The 18,570-nt window shown below is 46.9% G+C and carries 15 protein-coding genes; 4 read left to right on the forward strand and 11 right to left on the reverse strand.

Going from position 1 to position 18,570, the window contains the following annotated elements; genetic code table 11:
- Positions 1-42: 42 nt before the first annotated feature.
- From C1A02_RS00695 to C1A02_RS00720, 6 genes are all read right to left on the reverse strand, one after another.
- The gene (locus C1A02_RS00695) at positions 43-738 is read right to left on the reverse strand and encodes an ABC transporter ATP-binding protein (protein ID WP_101696293.1); all 696 of its coding nucleotides are present in this window, start codon (positions 736-738) and stop codon (positions 43-45) included.
- Positions 738-1,511 carry an ABC transporter permease gene (locus C1A02_RS00700; protein WP_101696294.1) on the reverse strand — a complete coding sequence of 258 codons (774 nt, stop codon included), beginning with the start codon at positions 1,509-1,511 and terminating at the stop codon, positions 738-740. Before C1A02_RS00700 ends, C1A02_RS00695 begins: the two co-directional genes overlap by 1 nt.
- Positions 1,486-2,514: an ABC transporter substrate-binding protein gene (locus C1A02_RS00705; protein WP_207204861.1), complete on the reverse strand. Its 1,029-nt coding sequence runs from the start codon at positions 2,512-2,514 to the stop codon at positions 1,486-1,488. Before C1A02_RS00705 ends, C1A02_RS00700 begins: the two co-directional genes overlap by 26 nt.
- Positions 2,515-2,620: 106 nt before the next feature.
- Positions 2,621-2,971 carry a cupin domain-containing protein gene (locus C1A02_RS00710; RefSeq protein WP_101696295.1) on the reverse strand — a complete coding sequence of 117 codons (351 nt, stop codon included), beginning with the start codon at positions 2,969-2,971 and terminating at the stop codon, positions 2,621-2,623.
- Between the two features lie 20 nt (positions 2,972-2,991).
- Positions 2,992-3,330: a cupin domain-containing protein gene (locus C1A02_RS00715; protein WP_101696296.1), complete on the reverse strand. Its 339-nt coding sequence runs from the start codon at positions 3,328-3,330 to the stop codon at positions 2,992-2,994.
- A gap of 106 nt (positions 3,331-3,436) precedes the next feature.
- The gene (locus tag C1A02_RS00720) at positions 3,437-7,360 is read right to left on the reverse strand and encodes an acyl-CoA dehydratase activase (RefSeq protein WP_101696297.1); all 3,924 of its coding nucleotides are present in this window, start codon (positions 7,358-7,360) and stop codon (positions 3,437-3,439) included.
- 217 nt (positions 7,361-7,577) lie between these two features.
- On the opposite strand from C1A02_RS00720, the gene C1A02_RS00725 reads away from it, so the two are divergent.
- A complete protein-coding gene (locus tag C1A02_RS00725) occupies positions 7,578-8,294 on the forward strand; it encodes a Crp/Fnr family transcriptional regulator (protein ID WP_101696298.1) in 717 nt (238 codons plus the stop codon).
- A 143-nt stretch (positions 8,295-8,437) separates the two neighbouring features.
- Here C1A02_RS00725 and C1A02_RS00730 read toward each other — a convergent pair whose 3' ends face one another.
- Together C1A02_RS00730 and C1A02_RS00735 are read right to left on the reverse strand one after the other, a co-directional pair.
- The gene (locus C1A02_RS00730) at positions 8,438-9,868 is read right to left on the reverse strand and encodes an MDR family MFS transporter (RefSeq protein WP_243577868.1); all 1,431 of its coding nucleotides are present in this window, start codon (positions 9,866-9,868) and stop codon (positions 8,438-8,440) included.
- A gap of 22 nt (positions 9,869-9,890) precedes the next feature.
- Entirely contained in the window at positions 9,891-10,355 is a 465-nt protein-coding gene (locus tag C1A02_RS00735) for a MarR family winged helix-turn-helix transcriptional regulator (RefSeq protein WP_101696299.1), read from the reverse strand.
- A 275-nt stretch (positions 10,356-10,630) separates the two neighbouring features.
- Here C1A02_RS00735 and msrB point away from each other — a divergent pair, with 275 nt between their 5' ends.
- Positions 10,631-11,581 carry a peptide-methionine (R)-S-oxide reductase MsrB gene (msrB, locus tag C1A02_RS00740; RefSeq protein WP_101696300.1) on the forward strand — a complete coding sequence of 317 codons (951 nt, stop codon included), beginning with the start codon at positions 10,631-10,633 and terminating at the stop codon, positions 11,579-11,581.
- A gap of 155 nt (positions 11,582-11,736) precedes the next feature.
- Here msrB and C1A02_RS00745 read toward each other — a convergent pair whose 3' ends face one another.
- From C1A02_RS00745 to C1A02_RS00755, 3 genes are all read right to left on the reverse strand, one after another.
- Positions 11,737-13,584, reverse strand: coding sequence for an ABC transporter ATP-binding protein (locus C1A02_RS00745; RefSeq protein ID WP_101696301.1), 1,848 nt, complete (start codon positions 13,582-13,584; stop codon positions 11,737-11,739).
- Positions 13,581-15,317, reverse strand: coding sequence for an ABC transporter ATP-binding protein (locus C1A02_RS00750; protein WP_101696302.1), 1,737 nt, complete (start codon positions 15,315-15,317; stop codon positions 13,581-13,583). Before C1A02_RS00750 ends, C1A02_RS00745 begins: the two co-directional genes overlap by 4 nt.
- Before the next feature lie 109 nt (positions 15,318-15,426).
- Entirely contained in the window at positions 15,427-15,930 is a 504-nt protein-coding gene (locus C1A02_RS00755) for a MarR family winged helix-turn-helix transcriptional regulator (protein ID WP_243577869.1), read from the reverse strand.
- Between the two features lie 517 nt (positions 15,931-16,447).
- On the opposite strand from C1A02_RS00755, the gene C1A02_RS00760 reads away from it, so the two are divergent.
- Positions 16,448-17,176 carry a GntR family transcriptional regulator gene (locus C1A02_RS00760; RefSeq protein WP_101696303.1) on the forward strand — a complete coding sequence of 243 codons (729 nt, stop codon included), beginning with the start codon at positions 16,448-16,450 and terminating at the stop codon, positions 17,174-17,176.
- A gap of 148 nt (positions 17,177-17,324) precedes the next feature.
- Positions 17,325-18,542: a BMP family lipoprotein gene (locus C1A02_RS00765; protein ID WP_101696304.1), complete on the forward strand. Its 1,218-nt coding sequence runs from the start codon at positions 17,325-17,327 to the stop codon at positions 18,540-18,542.
- The last annotated feature ends 28 nt before the right edge of the window (positions 18,543-18,570 follow it).

Consider the following 18,570-nt stretch of genomic DNA (forward strand, 5'->3'; position numbering starts at 1 on the left):
GAGGGCGATTTGTTTTTTTGTGCTATGAAAGATATCGTCAGGCTACCTTAAAATGTTTTCTACAATTTTTGCACGCAGGGATAATAAATGAGGATCACCCAGCTTTCGTTCTCTTTGGGGCGTTTTGATTTCCAGTGATTCCAAAACGTGAGCCGGGCGTTTGGAAAACACCAAAATTTCATCTCCCAAAAGAAGTGCTTCGTCAATTTCGTGGGTGACAAATACAATGGCGCATTGACTTTTTTCCCAAAGCAGCAGCAGTTTTTCGATCATTTCAAACCGCAGGTTAAAATCCAAAGACTTGAAAGGCTCATCCATTAATAGAAGATCAGAGCCGTAATAAAAGGCACGAGCGATAGAGCAACGCTGCCGCATTCCGCCGGACAATTGATCGGGCAGATGTTTTTCGTACCCCTTTAACCCCACGTCTTCGATTAGGGACAGAATCTGCCGGGAATCTTCTGCATTCTTCACAAAGCGAATATTATCGTAAACACTTTCCCAAGGCAGCAGTCTGTCTTCTTGAAACACATAGGCTGTTTTGGTGGAAGCATCCATTTGAATGGTTCCGTTGTCCGGGAGATCCAAACGGGAGAGCAGATTCAAAAAAGTGGATTTTCCACATCCTGAGGGCCCCACAATGCAAATGATTTTCCCTTTGTGCAAATGCATATTGATGTTTTCTAAAACAGGAACACCGTCAAAGCATTTGCAGATGTTTTCTAACCGAATTTGCATTAATGTGTCAACTCCTTTGCTTTGGATGAGGAATTCGGGGAGGAATCGAGCAGCCGGATCAGAACGAATTTGATTCCAAACCATAAAAATGCGATTAATAGAGAAATAGCAAATACTTTATACATTTCCAGGTTCATTCTGGCTTGTGATAATAAATTGCCCAGTCCCTTAGCCAAAGTCAGATGTTCCCCCATAATGGTGAGCTTCCAGCCCAGTCCGGCCGCAACCAATAAGCCGGATTTAAAGGGAATTTTCAGCGACGGCAGAATAATATGCCGCAATATCTTTTTTTGCGGGATCTGGTACAGCCGACCCATTTGCATCAGCTGTTTGTCAATTCCGGCAAAACCTTCATACACATTGATGAACAGAATAGGGGTGGCAGCCAGAATAATAATGAATATGGTTGGGCCCGTGGTCAGGCCAAACCAAATCATTGAAATTCCAAGCCAAGAGATTGGCGGAATGGACTGCATCATATCTACAATCGGTTCGGCGTATCCATACCATTTGGGCATGGAACCAATTAAAATTCCTGCTCCACAGCCGATCACTATGGCGATTCCAATGCCAATCACCAGTTTTATCAGGGAGTACCACAGCGCAGTGTAAAATTCTGGGGATTGCAGAAACCCGGAAATCCCCCGCAAAGTAAGCAGAGGGCCGGGCAGCATAATGTCCGGCGTAAAAAGCGAGGCAATTTGCCAGACAAGGATGACCACCGCTATGGTGGTGAAAGGTTTTTTATTACGGGAGATAGAAGAATGCATCATCGGGGAGTTTGCCTCCAATACTTTCCTGGCTGTATCCAAACAGGATATTGTAATAGCGATCCAGTTCCTCACGGCTGTCGGCAGCGGATTTAAATTGCAGCGCCATGTTGGGAACAGCGGCAGCGGTAACCTCTGGGTTCATGCCCAGATATTTTTCTGCCAAAGCGCCGGCTTCTTTCGGGTTTGCCAACACCCATTCCAGTGCCCTTTTGTATTCAGACTGGAAGCGGGCAACGGTTTCGGGGCTCTGCTTTGCAAACTCCCCTTTTGCGGCAAGTCCGGCATTGGGAAGATCGGTTTCTGTTTTTGTCATCTGCTGCCATTCCTTCTGGTAATCCACAATAGAGCGGATTTCTGGGTTCTTTAATTTGGCGGCGGTAACCATGGGTTCAATGCTGACAAGAACCTTGGCCTGGCCAGAGAGCAAAAGTTGGGTTCCTTCTGCAATGCTGGTATACTGGGTCTTCACATCTTTGTCCACCGTAAGTCCGTGCTCTTTCATAAAGGTTTGTGTCATATAATCTACCGGAGAAGATTTGATGGGAATATAAACGGTTTCGCCTTTTAAATCATCCCATCCCTTGATGGCCGGATCCGCCGTAATCATGCTCATAACGGCCCATGTGTTAATGTTCATCAGCTGAACATCCAACCCTTTGTTGTACATAGAAACGGCGCTGTTCAGCGGCAGTGCAAGGAATTGCACTGAGCTGTCATTGGCCATGGCCATCAGGGTTTCCATTGCATCCCATTTGGTAAATTCAATGGTAACATTTTCACCCATTGCTTTGGAGTCCATCATTCTTAAAATTGGCAGAGAGGGTGGGGACGAGGGGCCGCCGACTTTGATGGTTTGTGCGGGAAGTTCTTGGGTGCTGTTCTGCACACTGGACTGCTGTGCGCCCGAATTGTCTGAAGAAGAGGTGGATTGCGGAGCAGAACTGCAGCCGGCAAGCATGGTTACGGCCAGTAAAGCTCCTAACATCTTTGTGAAAATTTTCATGAATAAAAATCCTTTCTGTCAATAGAATAGAGTGAATAAATGTTAGCTATAGCTAACTTACTTTGGGAAAGAGAGGCGCACCGGCGCCTTTCATTTCATGATAAAGTTAGGCCTGTGGTTTTACCACAGTAAGAAGAAATTGAAACGAGACGTCACCAGCATTCACCGCATGGGGAAAATCTGCCGGCATCACGATGCATTCTCCCTTTTGGACGGTATGGTGATTGCCGTCGATGATGACATCGCCGGTTCCGTCCAGTGCATAGACCAAAGCATCCCCTTCACACACATGAGGCCCCACGCCGGTTCCGCAGTCCAGCGCCAGAATGGTTACGCTGAAATAGTCTTGCTGGGCCAAAGTCTGGCTGGCCACCATCCCCTTTTCATAAGGGACCATTTGAGACAGGTTCTGCACGGTGGCAGGTTCCATATTTTTGATAAATTGAAGTGGATTCATAAGAAAACTCCTTTGTTTTTTTATATTTCGCCAACGGCGATTTTCATCAGTTGAACAGGCTGGGTTGCATGGACTCCATGGGGAACACCCGCAGGAACCGCAATTCCTTGTCCGGCGCAAACAATATGTGCGTCGGATTCGATTTCGATTTGGGCACCGCCGCTTAACACCACATACAAAGTGTCTTGATCAGCACTTTCTTTGCTGATTCCTTCTCCGGAATCAAACGAGAAGAAGGCAGCGGACTCTTTTTCTCTGCGGCAAAAGGTAAGGCTTAAAATCTGATTGCGCTTTATCGGCAAAAAATTCTGCGGACGTAAAACAACTGATTTTTCCAAATTTTGAATCGTATGTTTCATTGCAGTTTTCCTCCTTTCAAAAATAGGATTGAATAAAACATTTTAGGTGTGGCTGATGTTTGGTTTGTCCGTTGCTTTCCTTGTGCTCATTTGACGGCAGATGCTGTTACAGATAACACAAAAAGGAAGAAATGCGCAGTTCATCATGGCTTCCCGGGTTGCCGTCAAAAGACAGAGAAAGGCAAGGCAGTTCCCTATTTTCACTCAATAAATTCAGAATGGTGGCTGTGTTTTCATACATGGACGCCACATTTAAGATTCCATGCACACCGGGTAAGCCGAGGATGCTTTTGGCAAACCGATATTGGCCGTTTCCGCCCGAAAACATGGGCAAAGTTTTGTCTGCCGTTTCCACCAGTTTTGAAAAGTCTGTGGAAAAACTGCTGTTTGCCCCCAAACATTCCGCTGCCTTTTGGATTTGATTTTCAAAGCTTTTCTGTGTGGATTCGGACAAATGACTTTTCCATAAAAACAGCATATATTCGCTCATGGGGCTATAATGCAGCCGGTATCCCTGCTGCTCTGTTTGGCGCAGCACATGATTATTCAGTAAGGAATTGAAAATGCAGGCAGGTTCCCCCACCACCAAAAGCCGCTTGCTGTCTGTTTTCTCTGGCTGAATTGTTTGTGTCATCTGCAAAAGAGTATGAAAAGACAGGCTGCCTTTCTGAATCTGCTTTAACATGTGATCCAAAAGCGGTTGACGCTGGAGGGCAGGCGCGGACAAAACCACATCACCAGCCAGCAGTAGCAAAAAGAGGCGGCGGCACAGGGATTCGTTCCGGTTTGGCAGCTGTTCCAGACAGGGCGCCGTGATTTTGGCTTTTTGGTACCCTTCTTTGTTTAAAATAGCGCGGATCACCCGACTGTACTGCCCGTCGGCCTCGGCCCCCTCGGTTTGATACAGAAGGAAACGGCAGTCATTCGTTTTCTTCGTTTGGGTTATCACATCGCCCAGCAAAGCAGCGAAAGAAAGGTATTCTTTGGACTGAGTCAAAGATTTTCCTACAGCAAGACTTTCCGGCGATGTGGGCGGCAGGCATTTTACTGAGTAGCCTTGCCGGGTCAGATCCTCTGCAATGAGTTGGGAATAGGGATACAGCCAGGGGATGCAAACCGTATCTTTTTCGCCCTTTGGCAAATGGTTCTGAATGTTTACCACAGGGTGAGGGATATCTTTTGCATAGGCCGGAAGGGATTTGATGGGTTGGGTGGTTTTCTTTCTGGATTGCAGGCTGCTGATAAAGGCTTCGATGCGGGTAATAACCCCCACGGGGGAGGAATGCTCGTCTACTTCAATGGCCAGATACGGCTTGTCACCCATTTGTTCCCGGAACAGGTGAGAGAGCATGGTGTCCGGCCCGCAGCCGTGATTGGTCAAATAAATGGCATACAAATTGGGGTGCTGCCGCACCAGCTGAGCGCCAGAAAGAATGTGCTGCCCAAAGGGCCAATAAAGATTTGGGAACTCACAGCTGGTGTTAATATCGTGGGCGGGCAGATGGGGCAAGGTTAGCACCTGATACCCCCGCTCGGTGATGGTTTTCGCAATTCCCATATTCAAAACCGGATCCGTCAGGCCGTAATTCCGGGTAATGACCACAAAAGCGATTTCATTGGGCGACAGCCTGTCAACCGCCTGCTGCCCCAGCTGTTCCATAGCAGATCCGTAGGCGGCCAGTGCGGCCACGCCCTTCATCATGGCAGCCATGGTCTGCACCTGGTTTTTACCCAGCTGCTTTCCGACTGAGAGCATTGCCGATGCGATTTGTTTTTTCCCAAACTGTAAAGATAAGACCGGGCTTAACAGGGGAATTCCCGTCTGTTCCAGACCGATGGCTTTGGCTGCGATTTGGGGGGCTGTCTGCATATATACACAGCCGTAATTGCAGGATACTTTTGAGATTTCGTGCTGCATGGTGTGCAGCCGGGGCAGAAAGATGTAATCCACCTTTTTTTGTGCCAGTTCCAGCATGTGGCCGTGAATCAGTTTGACTGGGTAACAGGTTTCTTCTTTGGAATATTCCTGACTGTCCCGTACGGTTTTTTCATTGGTTTCTTCCGAGAGCAAAACGTTGTACCCTAATTCTTTGAAAAAAGCGTGAAACATTGGGAACATGCGGTGAATCATTAGCACCCTTGGGATTCCCACCGTCTTTTTTGCGGGATCCAAAGGTCCGTCATAACTGCCCAAAAACAGCTGTTTCGATTTCATTTGCAGTCGGTGGCTGTTTTTCACACGTTCGCTTTCTGTGGCCGGTGCTGTATTTATGCTTTGGGGCAGCTGATAGCCAGAAAACTTGGTAGTTCCGGTTCCCACTGCCTCTTGCGCTAAAAGTGCCGCCCCAAGGGCTCCGCTAACACTAAAAAAAGGTGGAACCGATAGCTTTTCGCCGAAATAATGGCGGAATGCCGCCACAATTCCCGGGTTGTGAGCAATGCCCCCTTGCAGGAAAATACGGTTTCCAATGGGCTTTCCGGCCACTACTTTGGTTAAGTAATTTCGCACCACCGAATAACACAACCCGGCGGTGATATCATTTTTATCCATTCCCTGCGCCAGACAGGTGGAAATATTTGTTTCAATAAAAACCGTGCACCGTTCGCCTAAATCCACTGGGGAATGAGCCGCTAATGCGCGGCTGCCAAACTGTTCAATGGGGATTCCAAACCGGTTTGCCTGTTCTTCCAGAAACGAACCGGTTCCGGCTGCACAGATTTTGTTCATTTGAAAATCAGATACAGAACCGTTTTGGCAGCTGATGTATTTGGAATCCTGACCGCCGATTTCAAAAATGGTGTCCACCTGCGGATCAAAGGACAAAGCCGCCGTTGCCTGTGCGGTGATTTCGTCCCGAATGGCGTCGGCTCCCACTAATTTTCCAATCAGATATCGTCCCGAACCGGTGGTTCCCACACTGGTAATAACAATGGTGTCGCCAAAGCGGCAGCGAATGCTGTCCAGTCCGTTTTGCACCGCCTGTTTGGGGTTTCCGCGGGTACGCAGATATTGATAGTCCAGTACATTCCCGGCTTTGTCTGCCAGCACCAGATTTGTGCTGGTGGATCCGATATCGATCCCAAGGGAACAGGGGGTACAGTAACTTTGATCTTGCGGGGAACAGTGATGTAACCGGGTGATATCGCTGCCCTGAGCGTTCAGGCGAGGGAGACGGATGATTTCGCTGGATTTTTCGCCCGAAAGCTTTTCTACAGCTTGTTGCAGGCTGGAAAGCAGAACAGGCTGATTGTTTTTTTCAGCCAGTAAGGCGGTTCCGGCAGCCTGCAGGCAAGGCACATGGTTGGGGATCAGCAACTCTTCGTCAGAAAGACCGAACACCTCTTTTACCGCTCGCAGAACTCCTTGGTTGTACGCCACGCCCCCGGCGATTAAAACAGGTTTTTGCACCGGCAGGTTTTTTACAATGGTGCTTTTATAATTCCGCACCATGGCATAAGACAGCCCCAACAGAATATCTGGGGAGGAAACACCCTCCTGCTGGTGGTGAATGATATCGGTCTTTGCAAATACACTGCAACGCCCGGCAATGCGGGGGATGCTTTGCGCTTTTTGAATATAGTTGGAATATTCGCCCATGGGCAGGCCCAGACGCTGCATCTGATCTTCAAAGAACGAACCGGTTCCTGCCGCGCAGTGATTGTTCATCGCAAATTGTGCCCGGGATTTCCCCGCCTGTAAATTGGTGATGTATTTGGAACTTTGGCCGCCCATTTCAATGACAGAAGAAGCATTGGGACACAAAAAGAGTGCGCCTTCCATCAATGCAGCAAACTCATTGGCTTTTTTCAGGGGCAGCTGGCGGGTCAAAAGCGCACTGCTGCTGCCGCTGACCATACAGAATAATTCGCGGCCGGTTATTTTTTCTTCCACTGCTTTCAGCGCTTTTTGCAGAACCGGCTGGATATTTCCCATATGAAGCTCGTAAAAAGAGGCCGCAATTTCTTGCTTCTGATTGAGAAGCACCAGCTTGATGGAAGATGTTCCAATATCAATTCCTAGTTTATCCATTCCTTTTGCCCACCCTTTTATGGAATCCACGGGAAAGCAATCCGGCAGAAAACGTCAGTTGAAAAGAAAGAAAATCGTTATTTTCTGGCTGGGGATTGTTATTTCACAGGGAATCGTCTATAATAAAAATAAGATAGTTAGCTTAAACTAACTCAAGCTGTATTTTATCATACATACTTCTGGATTGCGGTTGCCATGGCAACAGAAGGAGAATTTCATGGAAAAATATCTGTCTGTTTTGAAAAATGTAAAGTTGTTTCAGAACTTTACGGAAGAAGAAACCCTGACAGCACTGGCCTGTTTGGGCGCTTATCAAAAGCACTATGAAAAGGGAGAAACCATTTTGGCCTTGGGCGATACGCTCAAAGCCGTGGGAATCGTCTTGAACGGCGTGGTTTATACCAACAAAGAGGATTTGTTCGGAACCCGAAATTTGGTGACGGAATTGCAGAATGGGGATATTTTTGGGGAGTCTTTGCTTTGTGCCGGGCTCAGCCAAAGCCTGCACCGCATTTTGGCGGCAACGAATTGTGTGGTTCTATATATTCAGATGGATCAGATTATTCACCCCAGCATGCCGATCTGTTGTTTGCGGGGCCGGGTCATTGAAAATCTGCTTCAAATCATCGCCCAAAAAAATGTGTATCTGGACAGCAAGCTGGATATTATCTCAAACAAATCCCTGCGAAAGCGGATTATCAGCTTTTTATATGTACAGGCCAGAAAAAATGGCTCTCGTGAATTTGAAATTCCTTTTTCCAGAACTGATTTGGCAGATTATTTGAATGTGGATCGCAGTGCCCTTTCTCGGGAGCTTTGCCGCATGCGCGATGAGGGGCTGATTACCTTTACCAAAAACAGCTTCTCGCTGCATCTGGAGCGCATGGACAGCAGAGGAGAGCGAGCTTGTGGCGCTTTGGTGGGGAAACATTAATCCCGCAGATTTATGGCAAAGGGCAGCCTGCGAAAACATTTGCATAGTAGAATCGGGTGAAATCCGGCAATAAACGCTAAAAAACAGCCGGGTGTGTTCTAGAACACACCCGGCTGTTTTTTTTAGCAAGATTGTTTTGATGGTTACTGGTTGGTTGAAACCGGACATGTGCCGCTTTGCGGGGATTTTTTCTTTCGATCCACGAAAAGTAATACAATCACCAGCTGAAAAATAGACACTGCTGTAATGCCGATAAAGGCGGCGTTTATTCCGGCAACATTGGCGGTGATATTCGCAAAATCGCTCGTAACATTCGTGACGAATGTCATAAGAGCCACAAACACAGCGGCGCCCAGAGCCCCAGAAATGGTTCGCAAAGAGGTTAAAAGAGCTGTGCCATGGGACGTGTATTTGCTGTTTAGAGTACTCATTCCCCATGTGACAACCGGCATCATAATGCAGCTGATGGCAATTAACCGTACTACATAGAAAAAAGCCAGATAGAAAACAGAGGTTTTCTCATCGACAAAAGAGATGCCCAAACAGCTGATTGCCATAAAGGCACTGCCGACCACAATCAGGCGCCGGATCCCAAATTTATCATATATTTTTCCCGCAAAGGGGCTGATAATTGCCATGGCCAAAGAACCCGGCAGCATAATCAGGCCCGATAAGGTGGCAGATAATCCGTGAACGATTTGAATGTAGATAGGGATTAGAGTAGAACCGGAAATCATGACCGTGTAAAGAAGCATACTGATGATTACCGATAGCCGGAATTCTTTGTTTTGAAACGTGCGAAGCTCTAAAAACGGGGAATCCATTCGCAGCTGCCGCAGGGAAAACGCCACCAAAGCCGCTGCGCCAATCAACAGCGGAACCGCTATGGACAGGCTGAAAAAGGAGTCTAACCCCAGATTTCCCAACCCGATTACCACGCCGGAAAATCCCATGGCGCTCAGCAGCATAGATCGCAGATCAAAAGACTGCTTTTCATTTTCCAACACATCTTTCATGGCAAAGCAGGCAAACAAAAGATCCAGAACGACAATCGCAAGGCAGAACCAGAAGATAACATGCCAATCAAAACGGTCAATGACAATTCCCGTTAAGGTTGGTGCCAAAACCGGAGCGGCCCCCACTGCCAGCCCATAAATTCCCATGGCAGTTCCCCTTTGTTCGGGTGGGAACACCGTTAAAATTACCACCTGAGTCATAGAAAGCAAAAGGCCGCTGCCCAAAGCCTGCAAAACCCTGCCCAGCAAAAAGGCGGAATACACGGGGGTTGCGGCGCAAAACAAAAGCCCAATGCCATAGAGTCCCATTCCGGTTAAAAAAAGTTTTTTGGTGGGGAACCGTTTCAGTAAAAAGGCCGTGGCGGGAACCATAATTCCCATCGCCAGAGAATAAGCGCTGGTCATCCACTGGGCGCTGGCAGCGGTTATCCCAAAGTCCTTCATGATGGCAGGCAGTGCAGTGGTCAGCGACGTTTGCAGCAGCGAGCCGATAATCGAACTGAGCAGCAGTACGGAAAACATCCTGTTTCTTGATTTCTTGGTCATGGTCATAGTCATTGGATTCTTCTTTCACGGGAAATTATTTTTCATAGATTTCTGAAATTCTGTTTTGCAGGCGAATATATTCCACGGCATCTTTTGGCCCAAGAGCCTTTAAAAAAGGAATGGCACGTTCATTGTACCGTTCTATATTGATTTGGCGTTGAGCCTTGCCGGCCGGCAACAGATAAATTAGGGTTTGTCTGCCGTTTTCGGCATCCTGTTTTCTTTCAATCAGCCCTTTTTGCTCCAGTTGGTTTAAAATCATGGCAACCCGGGCAGAACTGACATGCATTACTTTGCAGATTTCTTTGGGGTTTACCGGATTTTTACTGTCGTCAAGATATCCTAACACGAAGCTTTCTCCGCTATAGATATCGGTGATCCGATAAATGTTTGGGATATTTACCATTTTCTTATTTGCATCTGCCAGTTGCCGGGCGAGCTTTAAGTAGTCCGGCTCTGTAGCGTCCAGAAGGTTTGGTTCAGTTATTTCCTGATTCATATTGGCTCCTTTCCCTTTGCGGCCGCAATATAAAAAGCAAAATGTGAATCGCTATAATAGCTAACATCATTAGCTATTATAGCACGATCTTCTTTGCTATTCAATAAAAGATAGTTTATAGGGGCAATACGTGATTTTTAAACGTTGTTTTTCCCCGGAATTCCGTTGACTTTGCGCCTGTCCTGTGGCAGAATTTGACTCAGAACAGAAAAAGTGAAAATGGACGCATAGGTTTGGCAAAAAAAGAGAAAGATGACACAAAAGGAGTGACCGAAATGTCTGAGATCTATTTGGCTGGCGGCTGTTTTTGGGGGCTGCAAAGTTACCTGAAACAAGTTCGCGGAGTTCGTTCTAGCCGGGTTGGGTATGCCAATGGGAACACAGATTCCCCTTCTTATGAGGATGTTTGTTATCGTAATACCGGGCATGCAGAAACTGTTTGGGTGGATTACGATGAAACGGTGCTGCCGCTGGATTTTTTGCTGAACCTGTTTTATCAGGCAATTGACCCCACGTCTGTCAACCGGCAGGGCGGGGATGCGGGGACCCAGTACCGAACTGGAATTTATTATACAAAACCGGAAGACTTGCCCGTGATTCGCAGCAGTATTGGGGAACTTCAGAAAAGCCTGACAAAGCCTGTGGCGGTAGAGGTGCTGCCCCTGAAAAATTTTACCACAGCGGAGGAATATCATCAGGATTATCTGGAGAAAAACCCGGGCGGGTATTGTCACATCGGGCCGGCATTGATGGAACAGGCGGCAAAGGCGGTGGTCAGTCCAGCCCTTTACACGGCTAAAAGTAAGGAAGAATTGAAAGCGGAGCTGACGGATATACAGTACCAGGTGACTCAAAACAATGGCACAGAGCCACCCTTTCAAAATCCGTATTGGGATTTAAACCGGCCGGGAATTTATGTGGATGTCACCACCGGAGAACCGTTGTTTTTATCTGGGGATAAGTTTGATTCCGGGTGCGGGTGGCCCAGCTTTTCCAAACCCATTGAGTCTTCTGTGGTGAAGGAATTGACGGATACCAGCCATCACATGGTGCGCACCGAAGTGCGAAGTCAGACAGGGGACGCCCACTTGGGACATGTATTTCCCGATGGCCCCAAAGACTTGGGAGGACTGCGCTACTGCATCAACAGCGCCTCTCTTCGCTTTATTCCCAAGGAAGAAATGGAACAGCAGGGTTATGGTGCATATTTGGATTTGGTTCGATAAACGGATGAAAGCATCGGGATGGAATGCGGGCAGGCTCGGTAAAGTCTGCAAAGTGAAAAATAACGAAGATGAAAAGCAGGGCAGGAAAGCAAATCAAGCTTTCCTGCCCTGTAACTGTTATTTTTATAGATTTTGGTATCATGTGTTTCGCGCAATTATCCGTTGGCAGCACCATTTGCAAACTGGCTGTAATACAAATCGGCATAAAAGGTATCCCCGGCCAACAGTTCCTGATGGGTTCCTTTTTCGATAATGGTGCCGTTTTTCATCACCAGAATCATGTCTGCCGATTTGATGGTAGAAAGCCGGTGAGCAATGACAAAGCTGGTTTTTCCTTTCATGATTCGTGCCATCGCCTTTTGCACTTCAACCTCGGTTCGGGTATCCACACTGGATGTGGCCTCATCCAGAATCATCAAAGAAGGATCTGCCAGCATCGCCCTGGCAATGGTGAGCAGCTGCATCTGCCCTTGCGAGATACTGCTGTCTTCACTGGAGATCACGGTGTCGTATCCCTGTGCCAAAGTGCGGATAAAATGATCGCACCGGGCCGCTTTTGCCGCCTGAATAATTTCTTCTCGGGTGGCATCCATTTTGCCATAGGCGATGTTTTGGGCAATGGTGCCTTGAAACAGCCAGGTGTCCTGCAAAACCATTCCCACCATTCGGCGCAGATCGCTTTTGGGCAGTTTCTTGATATCGGTGCCATCAATCAGAATTTTTCCGCCGTTGAGTTCATAGAACCGCATCAACAGATTTACCAGTGTGGTTTTGCCGGCTCCGGTGGGCCCCACAATGGCCACCATTTCGTTGGGTTTTACCGAAAAACTCACGTCCTGCATGAAGATGGCATCCGGCTCATAACCGAATTTTACGTTCTGGAATTCGACTGCTCCTTTGGGGGCAGGGATGCTTTGGGGATCGGCAGTGTCTGGCAGCTCTTCCTCTTCGTCCAAAAACTCAAAGACCCGTTCTGCCGATGCCAGTGCCGATTGCAGGGAATTTAAAAAATAAGAGGACTGGGTGATGGGGTCTGAAATCTGGTTTACATACTGCAAAAACGCCTGAATGGTTCCGATGGTCATTCGGCCGGTAACTACCAGAATACTGCCCACAATGGCGGTTACCACAAATCCCAGCTGCGTCAGAAAACGGATGGCGGGGTAAATGGCAAACATAACAAACTGGGCTTTTTTATTTGCTGCGTACTGCCGTTCGTTTACTTCCTGAAATTCCTGCTGTACCTTTTGCTGCTGGTTAAAGCTTTTAATAATCAGGTTTCCGGTGAAGTACTCTTCGATTTTTCCGTTGAGTTCGCCTAAAACCGTTTGATTTGCAGTTGCTGCCGTCAGGTTTTTACCCGAAATCCACTTGGTTGCAAGCAGGCTGACCGACATGGCGAATAGTATCAGCACCGTTAAGCCGACGCTTTGCGTCATCATGATAATCGCGCTGATGCTGATATTGAACACGGCGTTCACAAATTGAAGGGAACCGGTTTTTAGAACCTCTGCCACCCGGTCCAGATCATTGGTGACCCGGCTTAACAGTTCGCCGGTTTTATGGGAATCGTAATATCGCAAAGGCAGTTTGGTGATTTTTTCACTCATTTTCTGTCGAAGGGACAATACCAGGTTTTCCCCCACGGCGGCCATGGTGTATTCCTGCAAAAAAGAAAAGCAGGAACTGAATACATAGGCTGCCAATAACAGCAGCAAAGGAAAAGCCAGAAATTCCGCCAGCATGGGGAATCCGCCGCCCAGCCCCTCACGCTGAATTCCCCAAATCAGCTGATCGATGGCTTTGCCCAAAATCAGCGGGGTAGAGGCATACAGGCCGATGTTCCCCAAGGTGGCGATGAGTATGACAACTAAGGCTCCCTTTTGGTTGAGAAGCAGGCCAAACAGCCGTTTGACGGCGCCTTTTGTGTCCTTGGGCAAATCGGTTATTTCAAAGCTGTCATCCATAGAGGTGTCGGCTTTCAACTCTTCTTTTTCGCTCATACTCGGCTTCTCTCCTTTTCTGTCAATTGAGAATCCGCAATCTCTTTGTATACGTCGCAGGATTTCAGCAGTTCTTCGTGGGTGCCGACTCCTGCGATTCGTCCGGCATCCAGCACAATGATTTGGTCCGCATCCATAATGGTGCTGATCCGCTGTGCGATAATCACCACGGCAGCATCTTTCATTCCCTGCCGAAGCGCACTTCGCAAAGCGGCGTCTGTTTTATAGTCCAGCGCAGAAAAGCAGTCGTCCAACAGATAAACGGGTGCTTTTTTCACCAACGCCCGGGCGATGGAAAGGCGCTGCTTTTGTCCCCCCGAAAAGTTGGTGCCCCCTTGTGCAACCGGGCTGCCGTATTCCAGATCTAAAGTGGAAATAAAGGGAGCGGCCTGGGCAATTTCAGCGGCATGACGCAACTCGTCTTTTGTTGCATCATTGCTTCCCATGCGCAGGTTGTCCGCAATGGTTCCGCTGAACAAAAAGGCCTTTTGGGGCACATAACTGATGCGCTGGCGCAGCTGATGCTGGGTCAGATTCCGAATGTCTTCCCCCTCAAGCCGGATTTGGCCGCCGGCCACGTCATAAAGGCGCAGCATCAGTGCGGCAATGGTGCTTTTTCCAGAGCCGGTTCCCCCAATAATGGCGGTGGTTTTGCCCTGTCCGCAAACAAAATTCAAATTTTCCAGCACGGGTTTTTCGGCGCCTTGATAAGAAAAGCTGACATTATCAAATACAATTTTTTGCGGGTTTTCTGTGTTGGTGACTTTGCAGTCTTCGGCATCCAGAATTTCCGGGACAGTGTCCAGCACTTCCTGAATACGCTTCAGGCAGGAAAGTGCCCGGGGAAGCATGACAAGAACCATGGCAGACATCATCAGGAACACCAGCATCAGGATGGTGTATTCGGAAACGGCTGCGATGCTTCCTACCTGGATTTGCCCGTGAAGCACAAAATATCCGCCGAACCAGACCACGGCAACCATGGCAATTCCCATAATGGCCCATACCAAAGGGTTAAATGCAGCAAAAATCCGGTTTAGTCGAATCATGTGATTGGCATAATCAGAAAAAGCGTTGTCGGTTCTTTTTTGCTCATATTCCGAATTGTCAAAGGCCCGGATGACCCGGATGCCAATGATGGATTCCCGGACAACCCAGTTGACGGAATCCACCTTTTTCTGGATGGATTCTGAGATGGGCTTGGCTTTTCGAAACAAAAAGAAAATCACAATAAAAAATATGACGATAGCAACCAGCGGAATGGCGATTAGCGACGGATAAATCAGGGCAGTCATGATAATTGCCGCAATGGCTATTAGCGGGGTGGGAAGAATCATCTGACTGAACAGAATGACCGACTGCTGTATGACCGTAATGTCCCCCGTGGCGCGGGTAATCATCGAGGCGGTGCCGAAGTGGTTAAAATCTTTGATCGAGAGCATCTGCGTTTTGTCAAAGATTTTTTTTCGCAGATCTTTTCCTGCTAATGCGGCCAAATCAGCGCATAAATAGCTGCCCCAAAGAGAGAGCAAAGCGGTGAAGGCAGCCGCGGCCAGCATTTGCAGCCCGATTCTGAAAATGGCCGATAAATCCTTTTGCACAATACCGGTGTCAATAATTTCCTTTACAAAAAAAGGAACCAATAGTGTGCCGAAAACTTCTAGTAATGCTGCAAAAAGGATAATCCATAATCTTTTTTGATTCTGTTTTAAAAACTCCATTAAGTATTTCACTGTTAGAAATCCTCTCTTGTCCTTGTGTGCGCCTTGCTATGGCTTGACTGAAACAGATGAATTTTCACCGTGTGTTTCGTTGTCGAAGAAGGCTAAAAATGAACCATTTTTATGGGTGATTTTCTGTTTTGGAATGGCTTTTGTTTTCGTCCCGATCCTCGTCCATTGCATGCATAAGTTTCTTTAAAATATCGCGCAATTGCCTGATTTCATCTAGCTCCATTCGGGCATAAAAGCGATCAATAATCTCTTTGTTGATTTTCTCTTCTTTTGCATAGTAATTGTGCCCTCGCTGATCCAGCTGAACAATGATTTCTCTTCGGTTATTGGGGTTAATGGTTCGCAGCAGATACTTTTCTTTTTCTAATTTGGTTACAATTTGGCTCACTGCGCTGGAAGTAACATTCATCAGTTCGGCCAGCTGACTGATGGATAATTGTGTTTCTTTTTTGACAAAATCCATCAAAACCATTTGCTTGGGCGAAAGGTCTTCATTGCACAAAGATTGATGTTCGCTGATAAAACGGGCGTCCATGGAATAAAACAGCTCATTAATTTCCGTGGCCAAACGATAAAATTCATTTTTATTTGGGTAATCTGTGTTGGAATCCAAGGCGAATCCCCTCCTGTAAACACTTTAGCTTACTTAATTATAAACATATCTAACGGTTTGTCAAGTGATATCGATAAAAATTGATAAAATCCCCATATCACATGAAAGATTCAACCGAATTTTTTGTTTTGATGTCATATCATTTGAAATCAGAATTTCTTTTTTAGGGGCAGCGGGTGTCAAAGAATTCCTCAAAATAAAGACAGAAAAGATGAGTTTTTTCTTGTGGGTAACATCGACCCGATTCTTTAAAAATCGGGATTTTTCTATCTTTTTTTGTTTTTTCGACTCGGTATGGTTCCATTATCTGACAAAAATCGATATAAATTGTTAACAAAAAATCAATGTATCAACTGGTATTTTTTTGACATGACATCATTTGTGCACAAAAAAATAATAAAATATACTTGACCTTGCACGAAAATTACCCTATAATAAGCTCAACTGGTTATGACAACATATCAATGTAAAGTTCCGAAATAGAAACAAATATATTTTAGAACAGAGGAAAAAGACAATGGGCGAAAAAGTGTTAAAGTACTCCATGCTGAAGCGCACCATCGTGGAAAAAATTAATAACGAAGAATACAAAGTGGGCGAACTGATTCCCAGCGAAAGAGAATTTATGGAAATGTTCTCTATCAGTCGTATCACGGTGCGAAAAGCCATTGACGATTTGGTCAAAGAAGGCTATTTGTACCGGATTCAGGGAAAGGGTACTTATGTCAGAAGTGAAGAGATTTCTCACGACCTTTTTTCCATTACCAGCTGTACGGAGGATATTAAGGCCCGGGGGATGACGCCCAGCGCAAAAATTATCAGTGCCGGTGTTATTCCAGCGGATAAACGCCGCATTCGTACTCTGCAAATTCCCGAAGGCAGTTCTGTCTTTCGCATGGAACGTGTCTTTTGCGCAAATAATGTACCCATTAACTATACAATTACTTATTTGCCGTTGGATTTGTTTCCGGGGTTGGAACAGTATAACTTTACCAAAGAGTCACTGTATTCCGTGATTGAAAAGGTTTACGGGGTAAAAATCACTCATGCACGCCGCACGTTAGAGGCGGTTTTGGCTCACGATCAAACAGCCGAATATCTGGGTGTAAAGCAGGGTGAACCCTTAATTCTGTTTCGCTGCAACACTTATGGAGAACTAAATGGCCAGGAACGAGTCATTGAATCCTTTAAATGTGCTTATCGCACCGATTTGCACAAGTTTTATATCGATCAAATCCGCCAATAGCCGGCGGAAAGGTATTCTGTATTCCTGTTTTTGGAAAACCGACTGCCTGAGCATGTCAGCGCGGGACATGCCTTGGCAATCGTTTTCATAGGTTTACCACAGCGTATCAAAACTAAATTTAATTATTTGTTCAGGAGGTAATGAGAGAATGAAAGGTACGAAGAAATTTCTTTCCGCAGTCCTCGCAGGATTACTGACCGTGTCTTTGGCGTTTACGGGGTGCTCTTCTCCGGCAAGCTCATCCAGCGCTCCCGCTTCGGGGGACGGACAGGCTGCTAACCAGAAAATTGCATTGCTTTGCTCCGCCGCGGGTGCAAATGACAACGGGTACAACCAGACCGCCATCAATGGGCTCAATCAGCTCAAAGATCAAACCGGCGCAGAGGTAAAGGTGGTAGAAAGCACCACCGACTATCCCGGCACGCTGAAAACTTTGGCCCAGTCTGGCTACAACCTGATTTTTTCCCTGGAATATGATTTCACGGCGCTGATTGAGGGTGTTGGCGGCGAGAAGCCCTTGGCAGAACAGTTCCCTGACACCACCTTCGTGGTATTTAATGCAAACCCCAATGTGAACGAACAGGGCGAAGCCATTCACAAGAATGTGATTTCTGTAATGTTTAATGTAAACGAAGCTTCTTTCCTGGCGGGTGTGCTGAGCGTACAGGTGAATGAAAATGCCCCTGTGCTGTTTGATACCGCCAAGTATTCTTTTACTCCCGGAGCAGAGGGACGTAAGGTCGGATTTATCGGCGGCACTCAGTCTGCCGGAATTGAAGTGTTCAGCTTTGGCTTTGCCGAGGGTGTAAACTATGCAGCCAAAGAGCTGGGCAATGATGTTTCTTACACTTTCTATTCCACCTATGACGCCGGATTTGTAGACACCGCTAAGGGTGCTACCACTGCAGGAACCTATTACAGCGAAGGCGCCAACATTGTTTACACAGTTGCCGGTTCTGTGGGTGACGGCGTTGATGCCAAGGCAAAAGAAGTGAAAAAGCTTTCCATTCAGGTAGACGCGAACAAAGACGTATCACAGGCCGGTTATATTCTGACCAGTGTGCTGAAAAATACCAATGTTCCGGTTTATGAGCTGGGCAAGCAGTATTTGGACGGCAAGCTGAGCGAAAGTGCCGGCAAAGAAATTTCTTATAACCTTTCTTCCGGAGCCACCGGAATTACCGATTTGGCCACCATTGAAGCCGCTATCAAAAATGATGATGCCGCAAAGGCTAAGTGGGCAGAAATCAAAGAGCATTTGAACGGAGTTGCCGAGCAGATCAACAATGGTTCCATCAAAGTGACCAATGCACAAATTGGTGAAAAACTGGATGTAAAAACATTGAGCAATGTTAAATTGCCTTAATAACGCAGCTGGATATTTGACGTGAAAG

Origin of the sequence: Clostridium minihomine (assembly GCF_900240385.1) — a bacterium.
Classification (GTDB): Bacteria; Bacillota; Clostridia; order Oscillospirales; family Acutalibacteraceae; genus Faecalispora; species Faecalispora minihomine.

Excerpts from the sequence above, each read along its gene's own strand:
- C1A02_RS00695 (WP_101696293.1), bottom strand. The coding sequence starts at position 738 with ATGCAAATTCGGTTAGAAAACATCTGCAAATGCTTTGACGGTGTTCCT.
- C1A02_RS00700 (WP_101696294.1), bottom strand. The coding sequence starts at position 1,511 with ATGATGCATTCTTCTATCTCCCGTAATAAAAAACCTTTCACCACCATA.
- C1A02_RS00705 (WP_207204861.1), bottom strand. The coding sequence starts at position 2,514 with ATGAAAATTTTCACAAAGATGTTAGGAGCTTTACTGGCCGTAACCATG.
- C1A02_RS00710 (WP_101696295.1), bottom strand. The coding sequence starts at position 2,971 with ATGAATCCACTTCAATTTATCAAAAATATGGAACCTGCCACCGTGCAG.
- C1A02_RS00715 (WP_101696296.1), bottom strand. The coding sequence starts at position 3,330 with ATGAAACATACGATTCAAAATTTGGAAAAATCAGTTGTTTTACGTCCG.
- C1A02_RS00720 (WP_101696297.1), bottom strand. The coding sequence starts at position 7,360 with ATGGATAAACTAGGAATTGATATTGGAACATCTTCCATCAAGCTGGTG.
- C1A02_RS00725 (WP_101696298.1), top strand. The coding sequence starts at position 7,578 with ATGGAAAAATATCTGTCTGTTTTGAAAAATGTAAAGTTGTTTCAGAAC.
- C1A02_RS00730 (WP_243577868.1), bottom strand. The coding sequence starts at position 9,868 with ATGACTATGACCATGACCAAGAAATCAAGAAACAGGATGTTTTCCGTA.
- C1A02_RS00735 (WP_101696299.1), bottom strand. The coding sequence starts at position 10,355 with ATGAATCAGGAAATAACTGAACCAAACCTTCTGGACGCTACAGAGCCG.
- msrB (WP_101696300.1), top strand. The coding sequence starts at position 10,631 with ATGTCTGAGATCTATTTGGCTGGCGGCTGTTTTTGGGGGCTGCAAAGT.
- C1A02_RS00745 (WP_101696301.1), bottom strand. The coding sequence starts at position 13,584 with ATGAGCGAAAAAGAAGAGTTGAAAGCCGACACCTCTATGGATGACAGC.
- C1A02_RS00760 (WP_101696303.1), top strand. The coding sequence starts at position 16,448 with ATGGGCGAAAAAGTGTTAAAGTACTCCATGCTGAAGCGCACCATCGTG.
- C1A02_RS00765 (WP_101696304.1), top strand. The coding sequence starts at position 17,325 with ATGAAAGGTACGAAGAAATTTCTTTCCGCAGTCCTCGCAGGATTACTG.